Below are 14,475 nucleotides of genomic sequence, written 5' to 3' on the forward strand. Positions count from 1 at the left end.
ACGCGTCGTCACAGCAAGAACATCCTCGAACATGTCGGGCCTCAATAGACGTCCTGTTGGTAACGACCGGCCTTCTTCAACTGCGCGACGAAGGCAATCGCTTCGTCGACGCTACGCGCGCCAAACTCAGCGACAATGTCGACGAGCGCGCGCTCGACGTCCTTGGCCATGCGCTGGGCGTCGCCGCAGACATAGAAATGCGCGCCCTCGGCAAGCCATGCCCATAATTCGCGGCCGGACTGGCGCATGCGGTCCTGCACGTAGAATTTCTCCGCTCCGTCCCGCGACCAGGCGAGCGACAGGCGCGTCAGCAGACCGGTCGCTTTCATTGTCTCGAATTCGTCAGCGTAGAAAAAATCGCAGGCCGAGCGTTGGTGACCGAAGAAAAGCCAGTTGGCTCCCTTCGCGCCGCTCGCCGCCCGTTCCTGAAGAAAGGCGCGGAACGGCGCAACGCCCGTCCCCGGACCGACCATGATAATCGGCAATGCGGGGTTCTCCGGAAGCGCGAAGCCATGCGCCTTCTGGACATAGGCGCGCAAGGATTCTGCCGGCGCGACACGTTCGGCGAGAAAGGTCGAGGCGACGCCAAGGCGCTTGCGCTTGCCGATAACATAGCGCACCGCGTCGACCGTGAGCGATAGGCGTCCTGGCGCCGCCTTCGGCGAGGAGGAAATCGAATAGAGCCGGGGCGCCAAGGGGTCTAGCGCCTCCACGAAGGCCTCGGGGTGCGGACGCGCACTGGGGAATTTGCGAAGAACCGCGAGCACGTCGAGCGTCGCGGCGTCGCCGTCCGGGTCCTCGCCTTGCGCGAGGCGGCGCGCCTTGTCGCGATCGGCCCCGCCGGTGATGAAGGAGAGGAGTTCAAAGAGCGCGTCAGGCGCGGGCGAGAGCGACAAGTCATCGAGCAGGAGGTCACGCAGCGTTTTGCCGCGCACCGCCGTGACATGGGACGCCCCGAGCGTTGCGATGATCTGGTCAACAAGACCGAGGTCGTTCCGGACGAAGATGCCGAAACTGTCGCCAGCCGCGTAGTCTAACTGGCTTTCCGAGACGTCGAAGTCGATGTGCCAGGTTTCCTTCGCCGATCCCTCGCCATTGAGCCGTCGCCGGGAGAGAAACGTGACCGACGCAGGATTATCTCGCGAATATCCCCGGCCGCCGATCGGCGCCGGCTCCGACTTCTCGGTCGACGCGCCGGTCGGTGCGGGCGCCGTCTCCAGGTCCGCAGCGAGCGTCTTGAGCATGCGCGCGGTTTCCTTGCCGCCCGGGGCGCAAAGATTGAGCCGCGCCTCCTTGCGTGTGGCGACCGCGTCCGCGTAGCTCTCGCAACTATAGCCGCATTGGCCGCAATCCTGCTGCGCCATCGCCGCCATCATCCTTCGGCGCAGCGGTCGGCCTTCAGCGAGCTTCATGCGCGCATCGAGAGCCAGCGTCTGGTCGTGCCAGGGCGCCTCACCGTCATCGGAATCAGTAATTACATGAACGGCGCCACTGGGCTCGAATGCAATTGGCGTGGCGCCGCTATCGACGGACAGGTAGGCCGCGAAGAATCCGTTGAGCCAGCTCCGCTGCTCGGGGGAGAAGGGCGCCGCTTCGGGGATGAGGCTCGACGGACGCGTCATGTGGGTCATTGTAAAATCTCCGACTCCGCCAGACGACGGATCGTTGCCGCGTCACAGCGCCGCGCAAAGGCGGCAAAATCTTCGGTGTTGCTTTCGCGACATCGGCGATAGACGCGCAAGATAGCCGCCACCGTCTCCGGTGCGTCCTCTGCGCGTACGTTTTGGAAGAGTTCGCGCGCGATCGCCGCCTCGTTCCCGAAGCTGCCGCCGACGAGAATGTGATAACCTTCGACCGCTTCGCCCTCGTCGTTGATCGGAACACGCGCGCCAATGAGGCCGATGTCGCCGATATAATGCTGCGCGCAGGAATGATGGCAGCCGGTCAAGTGGATATTGACGGGGGTATCCATCGGCGCCGTCGCCTCGCAGTGATCGGCGATCAGCGCCGCATGGCGTTTCGTGTCGGCCGCGGCAAAACGACAACCAAATTTCCCCGTGCAGGCGACGAGGCCAGCGCGGATCGGCGAAGCCTTTGTCGATAGGCCCAGAGCCTCGACTGCGGCGATCGCGTCCGCAACCCGTGCGTCCGGCACGCCCGTAAGGAGCAAATTCTGCCAAACGGTGAGGCGCAGGCCGCCGTCGCCATGATCGCGCGCGGCGCGCGCGAGGCCGCGCGCCTCTTCTGAAGTCAGGCGTCCGAGCGGCAGAGCGACTCCAATCCAGTTGAGGCCCGGCTGTTTTTGCGGATGCACGCCGATGTGCGCGGCGCGATCCTGACGCGGACGCGGGGCAACGGCTTCCATCGCAATGTGGACAAGTTTCCGGCCGAGTTTCTCCTCGACCGCCTGGAGAAATTTCTCGAAGCCCCAGGCGTCGAGAACATATTTGAGCCGCGCCTTGGCGCGGTCAGTGCGGTCGCCGTGTTCGATGAAAACGCGCAGGATCGCGTCCGCGACCTCCACCGTCTCGTCCGGATGAACAATAACTCCCGTATCGCGAGCAAAATCCTTATGGCCCGTGATGCCCCCCAAGGCGAGACGAAACCACACACCCGGCGCAACGCCGTGGCCGTCGCGCACCTCGACCGCCTGAAATCCGATGTCGTTTGTGTCCTCCAGCGCGCCGACCAATCCGGCGCCGTCGAAGGCTATGTTGAATTTTCGCGGCAGGCCATAGAGCGAACGGTCATTTAAAATGTGGTGATGCATCGCGCGGGCGTAAGGCCGCGTGTCTATCAACTCCTGGGGATCGACGCCGGCCGTCGGCGTGCCGGTAACGTTGCGGATATTGTCGGCGCCCGCGCCCTTGCTCCAGAGCCCGAGGTCTTGCACCGCCTCGACGATCTCAACCGCATTCTTCGGCGCGATCTCGCGGATCTGAAGATTGGCGCGCGTTGTCGCGTGCAGATAGCCGCCGCCATGCAATTCCGCGAGATCGGCAAGACCCGCGAACTGCCAATGGGTGAGGACGCCGTTAGGAATGCGCAACCGCAGCATATAGGCGTCCTGCGCCGGCGCGACATAGAAGAGACCGTGGTAGCGCCAACGAAAATTGTCGGCGGGTTTTGGCGACACGTTTTCCTTCGTTTGCGCGACGAGGCGCGGATAGGCGTCGAAGGGATGGGTCTCGCGCTTCCATTTCTCCTGATCGGTCAGCTTTCGGCCACTGGCAATGACCTGATCTTGCGCGACAAGATGCACCGCGTCGGGGCCAGTCGGCTGGGCGACAGGCGTTGATCTCATCTCGCGCGCGGAAAGTCCCGCAACGAACCCTTCGAGATAGCGCTTCTGATCGACCGTGAAATCCGCTGTCATTTTGTGCACCCTTTTTTCGTCACTCCGCCGAACCTCGCAGTTGTAGGCAAGTCGCGCCTCCTCGCCGATTACGCAAATCTAATAGCGGTCGGGAGCCGCGAAATTCAGCTTATCAGCTAGGCGTGTGGAAGCCATGCCGCCCCCCACAACAACAAGTTTCTCGTTGTGCATTGACCCCTAGTCCTCACATGGACCTATCGTGATCGGCTCTGAACAATTCGACCTCGCGACACTGTTCGCTTCGCCTTGTTCACGCAGCTACGACGGAACAGAAAAAAGCCGCGCCCAAAATCGCCCGCGTTGACGGACGTTTCGGGACAGCGGCGTTGCTGTTTGAGCCCCTCGTTGGGCTCCGCGCCCTTCGGCGCGCTATTTCAAAAACGACCTTGCAAGACCGGCGCCAGTCGACAAACGCAGGAGCTTCCAGTGAAATGTGAAGGCTTTAGAGACGCTGGTTTCGTCCTTCTTGACGCATGCTCACGTGTTCAGCACGTTCCGCTGCATCTCTATGCACAGTGCGTGCAGTTTGGCTTCACGCTCCCGATCCAATGTGGAAGGATCTAGATAAGCTTCGAGCTCGCAAGCATTGAACGCGACGCCAGCAAAAGCGCTTATCTTGCTCGTTTTTCCGGTTACGCTTCCGCCTGTGGCTTGATCAAAATATGCGTCCTCATATACGGAGCGAGCTGTCTGCATCGCTTCCAGTGAAAACGGCGCTTGTCCCCACCGGACCATTTGCGCGTAAAGCCACGCCGCCTGAACGGGATCCGGCCTGCCGGATGCCGCATTGCCAAAGATGAGATAGTCCTTTGTCACCCCCGCGGATCCCACGCGGCCCTCGAACGTGCGCTCCAAGGCTTGGGCGCCAGCACCGATTCGATCGGGACCCGAAAGCATAGCGAGCGCCTCTGACCGGTTTTCAGGCGACGCGATAAAATCCGCCGCTTTGAGGCAGGCTCGAATGAGCCCCACAACTGTCTCGGGCTCGTTTTTCGCGAGCTCGGCGCTGATCGCCAAGGTCTTCTCGGGCGCAGGATTGAAAATGGCGCCGCCGGGATGCAGAATGATCCTCACGCCGTGTATCTCGGCCACTGTATTCCAGGGCGCTCCGACACAGAATCCGTCGACCTGCCCTTTCGCCAGATTCTCGACCATATAAGGTGGCGGTAAGACAATGAGACGCACATCCCTGTCGGGATCAAGTCCGCCTTCCGCCATCCAGAAGCGCAACTGATAATTATGTGTCGAGAAGGGAAACGTCATGCCGAAAGTGAACGGCTCCTCACCTCGGCTTTCGCGTAAGTCGATGACGGCTTTCAACGCTCTTATGCTCACGCGGGGATCGGACAGATCGCCTTGCGCCACGCTCGAGAGCGTTTCGTATAGCTTCGGCGAAACGGTGATGGCGTTGCCATTCATCGCTAGATTGAGGGTAGCGATCGTCGGTCTCTTCATCTGCCTCAGGCCAAGCGTCGCGGCGATCGCCATTGGAGCGAGCAAATGCGCCGCTTGGATTGTCCAATCGAAAGCCTGTCACGTATGTTGGACCAGGAGACCTCCTGCACCAGTTCAACATCCAAGCCCTCTTCCGCCGCAAAGCCCTTGTCAACTGCGACCAGAAGGGGCGCTGCGTCAACAAGTGGAATGAAGCCGATCCTGAGCTTGCGATCAGCATTCATCTGAAAATCTCCCAAGCAGCTATCAACAGATTTTGCAACTTCGTTCATTTTCACGCTTTCGCACATCGCTCGGCCGCGCATCAAATTATACGCCTCCGATTCCGTCAGACCCTTTGCTTGCATCAAGATTGTCTTGGCTCGATCGACGACCTTTCGCTCTTCGAGGTCCGACCTCGCTTTCTCCAATTCGCTTTGTAGATTTGCAAAGGCGTTGAAGCGCGATATGCAGACGTCGAGGATGGACTTGATGCGTTCCTTTCTAAGTCCATCGACAATGTACGCGGAAACCCCTGCGTCGACCGACGCCTGAATGAACCTGGCGTCCGCCTTGTCGACAAACATGGCGATCGGGCGTCGGACGGCGCGGCTTACTTAAAACATTTGTTCGAGTTCGTCCCGCGACGGACTTCCCAGATCGATCAAAATGACGTCGGGGTCGATCGAGTAGATGCGACTGAGCAAATCAGTTTTTTCTCGGCAAGATAGACAATGTCGGTAAAGCCTGCCTCCCGCAACCCTTCTTCCAAGATCGCGAATCGGATAGAGCTTTGATCGACAATAACGATTTTCACCGCATCCGCTCCGCCGCAAGCCGCGAGTGCTTCCAAGTGGCTTTTGCGCGATTTTGCGCCGGCGGAGACGTGTGGACCGCCAGTGCGCTGAAAGACAAGGGTTGCTCGTCAAGAAGACGATCAACGGTTTTTACGACGCCGACCGCGCCGAGATAGAGGGCGACAAGAAGAACGAGAAGTTCCAAAAACGAAATGATTAGGGCGCCACGCATGCGCAAGAAGAGCGCGTCGATCGTATCAATGTGGCGTAACTTCCAGCTGCAATGGCTCCTCGCGCTCCCGATCAACATCGCGAACGTCCGCCTCTGTTTGGAGAAAAAATGAGCGTCCACCAGTCGCGGCGGACGCGTCGTTTCAGATTTTCACCTTGAGCTGCATGCCGGCCTGCCAATTCTTCATGATCTGCGGACCGTTCAGATTCTGGTAGACGGGCAACCCCGCTTCAACGCCTAACGTCCAATTCTCATAACCGATGAATTTCCCGCTGACCGTGCCGCCGCCAAAGAGCTCGACTCTCTGGCCTCCGAAAAAAAGCGGGTTGGAGGGCGCTGCGGGGCCGCGGATCTCGGGGTCCCAACCGCGGATCGCGCCCTGCATTGTCGCATTTACTCTAAACGTCGTGGTGAGGCCGGGTGTCCATGTGTACCCGGCCCAGCCGTTTAGCTCGTGAAGGTCGCCCCACATATAGCCCTTTGGATTGAGCGTATACCCGCCCCACGGCTTTAATTCGGGTATGTTGGCCCAGGTGTAGCCCTCCGGATTAGGCCCAAGCGGAAAGCGCCCGCGATAGGAGACGCCCCATGACCACGCACCCAGATTGCCCGCATAGACGATCCCCGGCATGATGTCGTAGGTGCCGGTTCCTAGCTGCATTCCGTAAAAGCCGCGGATGTTCTGAACGGTTCCGTTTGGGAGAACGAAATTATCGAGTGTCGCGCGGTTCGATCCGGTGGGGAAGGAGAAGCCGAGAGAAACCTGGATGCGGTTGATGTCGTCCTGGTAGGCGCGATAGACGCCCGAAAGATTGAAATCCGTTAGGCTTGAAGTATCGGGGTAATTTCTAGCGAGCGGCTGGATGCCGCTCGTGCCCTTGAACACAAGCGCGTCAAGACTTTTTTCAATCATGCCGGCATTCAGAACGACGCATAAGTCCTTGGTGACTCCGTAGTTGAGGCCAACGATCTGGGTTCGGACAGCAATGTTCTGAGGAATAATCCGAACCGGTTGCCGCGGATTGAGAAAAAAGGGAACCGTCGAGACAATATATTCATTCCAAACGGTCCGCGTCCCCATCTTCATACCCGACAGATTGGAGAAGGTCGGCGTGATTGAGAGAACGAGTTTTCCTGGCGCCGGAATGTCAAGACCAAAAACGCCGATCGGCCCGGGAGGCGGAGCTGGCGGCGGCAGTGCGCTGGCAAGGGGCGGCGGTGGCGGCGCGTTTAGCTTGCTCGCCGCTACATTGGCCTTCAACGGCGATCCCGTCGTTCGTGCGGCGGCCGCCCGAGGTCCCGACTTTTTCGAAATCTCTCCCGCTTGCGCGCTTAAAGCGTGCAGCAAAAGAAAGATCGCTCCTAAGAGAGTCGAAGCGAAAATTTGCCCATGTCTCTGATGATGCCTCGTTTCCATGTCACCCTGCCATTCGCGCTTCGCTAGCGCAATCGCGGGAGCCAAATACAAAAAAGCCGCTGCCCAACCCCTCTCGCATGAGTCGCGAGATGGCTGGAACAGCGGCGTTGCTGCGTCTGACCCGTCGTTGAGTCGACCACGCATCGCGTGGTTTGCGACAGGAATTGCAAGTATCAGGCCACGGCGTCGCGATGGAGGAAATGGCTTCAGTTCAACGAGAAAGATCAGACCGATGTCGATTTCCGCGACATTTTGCGCTCAAAATCTAAGCGCTGCTCTGTCCAAGCATTGGGCAGAATGTCCGCCATCGGATCTTCAGGGATCGGACAGTTTTGGCTTGGAGCACGAGGCCGCTCATCCGAGCATACGACGATCAGCGGACAACCGGATCCTTCGCGGCGATCGGAAATGCGCCGATATAGGTCTCCATGGCGTCTGCGTCGAAGGCAGGGCCGGCGAAGGCCGAAATGTGGGCGGGCGGGACCCCCGGGTTGGGTCCGATCTCCCGATCGAAAAAAGCTGGATTGAATACGCCTTCAGCAATGCGCTGGGCCTCGGCTGACGTACGCGCCTGGCCCCAACGTGCCATCTGGGCGAAAAGCCATGCGGCCTGATAAGGATCGGGACGTCCCGAAATTCGGTCGCCAAAAATCAGGTAATCTTTATTCGCCGTCGAAGCGGTCGCGCACCAGCGCCCGTCGAGGATGTGGTGAAGCGTCTTCGCGTCGATGCCGACACGGTCCGAACGGGCCAGGATCGCTGCGACTTCGGCCCGATTGTCTGGCGCTGCGACGAAATCGGCGGCCTTCAGGCAGGCGCGGATCAGCGCCGAGACCAGCCAGGGGTCCCTATCCGCAGTGCTTTCGCGTATCGCCAGCGTCTTTTCGGGAGCTGGGTTAAAAATCGCACATCCAGGGTGCAGAACCACGCCTTTGGCGGTCTCAGCCGCAACGGCGTTCCAGGGCGCTCCGACGCAAAAGCCGTCGATCTGCCCGTTGGCGAGGTTTTCGGCCATGAAGGGCGGCGGCAGCACGACAAGACGCAAATCCTTGTCAGGGTCGATGCCGCCTTGAGCCATCCAATAGCGCAACTGGTAATTATGCACGGAAAACGGGAAGGTCATTGCGAAGGTCAACGGCTCGGCGCCGCGTTTTTCGTCTTCGCTGACGACTGCGCGCAGCGCGCGGGCGCTGATCAAGGGATCGGCGATGTCGCCATCCGCGGCCCCGAGCAGACGGGCGTTAAGCGACGGGGAGACAGTGATGGCGTTGCCGTTCGTCGCCAAATTAAGCGTCGCGATAAGCCGAACCTTAACCTGCCTGAGACCGAGGGTTGCCGCGATGGACATCGGCGAGAGAAGATGGGCAGCGTCATAATGGCCGATCGCGAGACGATCGCGTATGTTGGACCAGGAGACCTCGCGCACCAACGTCACATCGAGGCCCTCAGCGGCGGCGAAACCTTTATCGACGGCGACAAAGACGATCGCGGCGTCGACGAGCGGCATGAACCCAATTCTAACGGGACGGAGCGACGTCATTTGAGCAACTCGGATGCGGTGATGACGGACTGAGCGATCTCTGCGATTTTCTTGCTCTCGCGCATGGCGACCTTGCGCAGCAGCCGATAGGCTTCTTCTTCCGACAGATTCTTCGTCTTCATAAGGATGCCCTTGGCTCGATCGATGGTTTTGCGCTCCTGAAGGTCCGATTTGGCGCGCGATAGTTCGCTTTGAAGCTTGGCGAATGCGTTGAAGCGGGACACGCAAAGATCAACAATCGACTTGATCCGTTCTTTCTTCAGCCCATCGACGATATAGGCCGACACGCCAGCGTCGACGGACGCCTGTATCGAGGCGGCGTCCGCTTGATCGACAAACATAGCGACCGGCCGCCGGACAGCGCGACTAACCTGGAACATCTGCTCCAGCTCGTCGCGAGAGGGGCTTTCGAGATTGATGAGAATGACTTCGGGGTCGATGGCGTAAATGCGTTTTAGGAGATTTTGCTTCTCGAAGATGCGCTCGACATTTTTGAAGCCTGCCTCTCGTAAACCCTCTTCAAGGATTGCGGCGCGGATCGCGCTTTCATCAACAATAACGATTTTCACGAGTTTACGCTCGAGCTACGGATTTGGCATTCTGCATTGCAAGAAGTGAGCCGTTGGCCTACCGCTTGAACATGACAGGAATGTTAAGCTTCTGTTTAGATGCGCAAAGGAAGCATGCTTGCTTCCTGCCGCGTGATTCCCTCCGACGGCCCAACTCTTCTTACGCCTCGATCTCTCTCTCATCGGACGGTTCTTCCTCACTTTCTGTTGCGCCCTTGATCGACTGGGGTAGAGACCATAGCTTGGCCGCGTGCAAAGAAAATCGGTTTGGCCCTCGGGCAGGGCATTCGTATTTTAGACGCCAAGCAATCCGGCAGCCACTGGCTGATTTCGGCGACGGCCATCGGGTCTGGTGTCTGTCCAGACTGCGGGAAACGCTCGACGCGCCGATACGGCTGGCATGAGCGCCATCTCCAGGATCTGCCGGCGCAAGGCGCCCCTGTCGCTGTAAAGCTTCGCCTCCAGCGCTGGCAATGTCGAAACGAAAGCTGCGAGCGTAAGACGTTCACCGCGCAACTGGCCGAGGTCGCGGCGCCTCGAGCGCGCCGCACCGAGCGGGCGACCGAAATCATTTATCTTCTCGGCCATGGCGTGGGCGGGCGTCCGGGAGAGCGCCTGATCAAGCGAATTGGCATGCCGACCAGCGATGACACGATCCTGCGCTGTCTCAAACGACGGGTAAAGGCGCGCGGCTCGGAGGAGACGGCGCGCGTCGTAGGCGTCGATGATTGGGCTTGGCGCAAGGGCTCGACTTACGCGACCATCATCGTGGACTTGGAGCGCCGGGAGGTGCTCGATCTATTTCCCGAGCGCGCCGCAGGCATGACCGCGGAGTGGCTCAAGCGGCATCCCAGCGTCGAGATCATCAGCCGCGATCGCTGCGGTTCGTTCGCCCAAGGGGCCCACGAAGGCGCGCCGCAGGCGCGGCAAATCGCCGACCGCTTTCATATCCTCCAGAACCTACGGGAGGCGGTTCAGGCGCAACTGGGCCGTGCGGCAGGGTTTTCCGCACGTCCATTGTTGCCGGCGGACGGCGAAGAGGTTGCCAGCGTGCGGGATAAGCACGGCGGCGCTGAGCATCGCCGTCTCACCAGAGTGGCGAACGAGCGTTCAAGGCAAGCGGTTTTCGATCAGGTTCGGGCGCTCCACAAGGAGGGTCGAAATGTGATGGACATCGCGCGACAGACGGGGTTCGATCGCCGCACGGTCGCGAAATGGATCCGAGCCGAAGCGCCTCCCAAGCGGAGCGCTGTAGCGCCAAAGATGACATCCCCTCGGCATTTCGAAGATTATTTATCACGCCGCTGGTCGGAAGGTTGCGTGCGCGGTCGTCGCCTGTTCCAGGAAATCAAAGCGCGCGGTTACACTGGCAGTTTCTCAAATCTCGAACGGCTGCTGGCGAAATGGCGCAATCCGAAACGCAAAACTGCAAGGACCGCACCGATTGTCCCAAGGCCGCAGCCACTGGATCCGGCGACCGGACGTTCGATTTCGCCGATCATCGCCGCCGCGCTTTGCATCAAGCCGCGTGGGCTGTTGACCGTCAATCAAGCTGCAAAAGTCGATGCCATGAAAAAGGACTGGCCAGAGTTCGCGGCGATGCGTCGGCTCGCCATGCGATTCAGGGGCCTGTTCAAAAGCAAGAGCGCCAGCAAGCTTGGCGCTTGGCTGAGAGACGCCCAGAAATCGGGCTTGTACGCGATGCAACGTTTCGCTCGCACGGCGCAGAGAGACATCGACGCGGTGAGAAATGCGATCACTGAGCCGTGGAGCAACGGCCAGACGGAAGGACAAATCAATCGTTTGAAGGCGCTCAAACGAACGATGTATGGCCGAGCGGGGCCAGAACTCCTCCGTGCGCGCTTGCTTCCTGCGTAGCGGCCACTGCAACAGAAAGTGAGGAAGACCCGGCAATCTGCCACAGGCGAGCTTGAACGCGGGATCGACACGCAGGCTGTCCAGATCGTCGGCGTCCTCGTAGCCGCAGGCGATGGCGAAGGCGCGCGCGCGGATCATGTCGGCGAGCGTGTGCGTGATCCGGGACGGATCGCGCCGATCCGGAAATGCGCGGGCAAGCCTATCGGCGATCCCCAGACGGCACAGTGAGTGAAGTTTGGCTTCACGCTCCCGATCCAATGCGGAAACATCTGAGGTAAGCTTCGTTCCCGGAAGCATTGTACTTGACGCCAAAAAAACGCCAATAGCGATTCATTTCTCGGTTACGCTTCCGCCAGACCCCGCGATCAAAACATGCGTCCTCATATACGGAGCGGGGCAATCTGCGGCGCTTCCATTTGCGTGTGCGTAAAACCGCGCCCTTTGAACGGGGTTCCGGCTTGCCGGATGCCGCACCGCTAGGAATGATGCCCCCGGATCACGCGGCCCTCGAAGTTGCGCTGCAAGACTTTGGCGTCGGATCCGATTCGATGGGGACACAAAAGCATAGCGAACGCCTCTTGGCCCCAAATAGCCCGAATAAACAATTCCTGGCATGATGTCGTAGGTGTCGAGAAAATGCGGCTGGTTGAAAGAGAAAGGCTCGTCGCATAATTGCTCGGCTATGGGAGACGCCGAACGCGGGCAAGGTCAAATGGCCATTGTTCGGTTGCAATATATCACATGCGAACAATGGCCGCGTTCACGTATCGTCTTTAGACGCTCAGTTGGCAGTCGTGACCGTAGTCGTAATGCCCCAGTTGAGGTGGTAGTTTACGCCCGCGCGGACGACGTGCCCGTTGAAGGGCGCCTGGTAAGCGACGCTAGAGAGCTGCCCTTTCGAGGAAGTATAATATAAGGGTAGCCCAGCCTTCGCCGTGTTGGCGACGCCGAGGTCCCAGTGGAGGTATTCAGCTTTGAGGCTCCATTTCAGGAGGAACAGCCACTCGACACCCGCTCCAGCCGCCCATCCTGGACTCATGTCGGCATACCCGAGCCAACTGCCCCCCAAGTTGAGGACCGGTTTAAGAAGCGGGCTGAAATAGGTCGCGTTGAGATCAGTCTCGCCGAAGGCGAACCCCCCTGTTCCATAAAGCAGCGTGGTCGGCGTCACGAGATAACCCACGCGAGCGCGCACTGTGCCGAGATTGCGCTGGTCGCGCCCCGCCTGAAGAAAGGTGGCGGGAGCCCCCTGCCATGAAGTGCTACTGTGGATGCCGACCGCAGTCCCTTGGAGGTCCGCTTCTAGGCCGGCAACCATCTTTTCCTGGAACTGATAATTGTAGCCGATTTGACCACCGCCGAGGACGCCTCTGCTATTCAGGTTGATGCTGGAGGGCAGAGCCCCGGACTGCCAGAGCGAAACAAATCCGCCAGAGCCTACATAACTGAAGTTGGTGTCGGTGTCGCCAGCCCAAATAGAGCCGGCGTTCACGCCGAAGTAGAGGCCAGCCCAGGAGGCAACCGGCACCAACGTGGCGGCAAGGCTCGTGTTCTTAAACACAGGCGATGCGGAAGCAACCATTTTCGCCTGCGGGTCGCCGATCTTCCAACGCAGCGCCATACCTGCCTGCCAGTTCTTGGAGAGCTGCGGACCGTTAAGGTTCTGGTAAACCGGCACGCCCCCTTCGACGCCGATCGTAAAGCCTGGCGCGCCGAAGAGCTTTCCGTCAATGTCCGCGCCGGCGTACATTTCGATTCTCTTGCCGCCGTAAAAATTCGGGTTCGCGCTCTGAAGCTTGCCTGGCATCAGCCAATCTGCTCCGGCGATCGGGCTCTGAATATTAAAGTTGGCGCGGATTGTCGTCGTGAACCCAGGAAACCAAGTGTAACCGCCCCAGGCGTTCACCTCCTGATAATTGCCCCACATGTATCCTTGTGGATTGTAAGTAAGAGGAAGCCGGGCTCGATAGGAGAGGCCCCACGACCATGGCGCAATTCTCCCCGCATACATGACGCCCGGCAGCACGTCATACGTGCCCGTTCCTGATTGCATGCCATAGAAGGCCCGGCCGATAGTGTAACCGCCGCCGGTTTGCAACAGCGCGCCACCCAGATTGTGATTGCTTCCTGTTGGAAAGGACACCCCCAGATTAAGCTTTATTCGATGGATCGGATCCTCGTAAGCACGCCAAATGAGCGCAGCTGACGAATCCTGAAGGCTATCCGTCCCCGGAAAACTCATCCCACGCGGTATAAGGTTGGATTCTCCATAGAAGGTCATGAGGTCGGAGTGCTTCTCAACCATGCCCGTGGCGAGCACGATGGATAAGTTTTTTGCGATACCGTAGGCGAGCGTGACAGTCTGCGCCTGGGTGAACTGATTTTGCGGAACAATACGCACGTTCGACGCCAAAGGGCTCCAAAACCACGGAGTCGTCGACACAATATATTGGGAGGAGACCCCTTTTGTGCCTATGAGCGAATGGGAATTATTGGCAAATGTGGGAATAACGGAAAGCGTCGCCTTTCCCGGTTCCGGCATGTTGTCGCCGAATACGGAAAGCGGGGGTGGCGGGGGCGGCGTTTCCGGCTCCTCCTGTGGACCGAAAGACGGCACGACCAAAGCGTCTTCCGCTTGTGCCGGCACAAAAGCTGCATTCAATCCACTCAGGCTGAGAGCGGCGCAGAGCGTCTGAGCTGTTCTTTTTCGCATTTACGTTCCAGAGTTTTACAACGAGCCGACCGTCCTATGGCGGGGAGAGTCGGCTGAATTTTTGGGGGTCGTAATTCGGCATCTGCGTTTGGTTTTACGTCGATTCCACCGGCTAGATGCCTCCGCCGAAATCCAGCTATATATCTACACTATATAACGCTAACGTGTGGCTGTTAAAGCCATTACAAATCAATTTGCTGATAGTGTGGCTGAATTACAACACCTGCAACCTTAAATAAGCATGCTGCCGTTTCTTATGCCAACATGACAAACAACAAACTGGCGGATCGAAGGTGAAATATAGATAAAGTCCTTCTCAGTGGCTCGATACGTACAGTAACGTCTGGTCATATCGTGGTCGTAAAAATAAAAGGTTCCGAGCCTTATGGGAAACCATTACAGTTGTAGTTTGGTGTGGGAACGCTTTGCCTGGGCCTGGTGGGCTCGTCTCCAAAGCGACCAAGCTATGACAAACTCAGGTCGAATGCGTTTTCTGGCCAGGCGCGTCGCCAGGCGACG

General features: G+C 59.1%; 9 protein-coding genes and 2 pseudogenes. 1 reads left to right on the forward strand and 10 read right to left on the reverse strand.

Annotated elements, in window-relative coordinates:
* Positions 1–41: 41 nt before the first annotated feature.
* The 8 genes and pseudogenes from WOC76_RS20285 to WOC76_RS20320 form a co-directional block, all read right to left on the reverse strand.
* Positions 42–1,631, reverse strand: a complete 1,590-nt coding sequence (locus WOC76_RS20285; protein ID WP_341101763.1) for a sulfite reductase subunit alpha — start codon at positions 1,629–1,631, stop codon at positions 42–44.
* The gene (locus WOC76_RS20290; RefSeq protein ID WP_341102352.1) at positions 1,628–3,376 is read right to left on the reverse strand and encodes a NirA family protein; all 1,749 of its coding nucleotides are present in this window, start codon (positions 3,374–3,376) and stop codon (positions 1,628–1,630) included. Before WOC76_RS20290 ends, WOC76_RS20285 begins: the two co-directional genes overlap by 4 nt.
* Positions 3,377–3,853: 477 nt before the next feature.
* Entirely contained in the window at positions 3,854–4,864 is a 1,011-nt protein-coding gene (locus WOC76_RS20295; protein ID WP_341101762.1) for a CmpA/NrtA family ABC transporter substrate-binding protein, read from the reverse strand.
* The gene (locus WOC76_RS20300; RefSeq protein ID WP_341387505.1) at positions 4,837–5,103 is read right to left on the reverse strand and encodes an ABC transporter substrate-binding protein; all 267 of its coding nucleotides are present in this window, start codon (positions 5,101–5,103) and stop codon (positions 4,837–4,839) included. Before WOC76_RS20300 ends, WOC76_RS20295 begins: the two co-directional genes overlap by 28 nt.
* Positions 5,080–5,627, reverse strand: a pseudogene (locus WOC76_RS20305) (ANTAR domain-containing response regulator); the annotation flags it as partial. The gene WOC76_RS20300 and the pseudogene WOC76_RS20305, both read right to left, overlap by 24 nt.
* Before the next feature lie 354 nt (positions 5,628–5,981).
* Positions 5,982–7,100 (reverse strand): alpha-amylase, encoded by a 1,119-nt coding sequence (locus WOC76_RS20310; RefSeq protein WP_341431575.1) that lies wholly within the window; start codon positions 7,098–7,100, stop codon positions 5,982–5,984.
* A gap of 529 nt (positions 7,101–7,629) precedes the next feature.
* Positions 7,630–8,796 (reverse strand): CmpA/NrtA family ABC transporter substrate-binding protein, encoded by a 1,167-nt coding sequence (locus WOC76_RS20315; protein ID WP_341101752.1) that lies wholly within the window; start codon positions 8,794–8,796, stop codon positions 7,630–7,632.
* A complete protein-coding gene (locus tag WOC76_RS20320; RefSeq protein WP_341101751.1) occupies positions 8,793–9,365 on the reverse strand; it encodes an ANTAR domain-containing response regulator in 573 nt (190 codons plus the stop codon). The genes WOC76_RS20315 and WOC76_RS20320 overlap by 4 nt, the downstream gene beginning before the upstream one ends.
* Positions 9,366–9,626: 261 nt before the next feature.
* Between WOC76_RS20320 and WOC76_RS20325 the strand changes: the two genes are divergently transcribed.
* Positions 9,627–11,243: an ISL3 family transposase gene (locus tag WOC76_RS20325; protein ID WP_445730557.1), complete on the forward strand. Its 1,617-nt coding sequence runs from the start codon at positions 9,627–9,629 to the stop codon at positions 11,241–11,243.
* A 30-nt stretch (positions 11,244–11,273) separates the two neighbouring features.
* Here WOC76_RS20325 and WOC76_RS20330 read toward each other — a convergent pair.
* Both WOC76_RS20330 and WOC76_RS20335 read right to left on the reverse strand, forming a co-directional pair.
* Positions 11,274–11,540, reverse strand: a pseudogene (locus WOC76_RS20330) (transposase); the annotation flags it as partial.
* Positions 11,541–12,024: 484 nt separating this feature from the next.
* Complete coding sequence (locus tag WOC76_RS20335; protein ID WP_341101749.1) at positions 12,025–13,956, reverse strand: outer membrane protein; 1,932 nt, start codon at positions 13,954–13,956, stop codon at positions 12,025–12,027.
* Positions 13,957–14,475 lie beyond the last annotated feature (519 nt).

The organism is Methylocystis sp. IM3 (assembly GCF_038070105.1).
Classification (GTDB): domain Bacteria; phylum Pseudomonadota; class Alphaproteobacteria; order Rhizobiales; family Beijerinckiaceae; genus Methylocystis.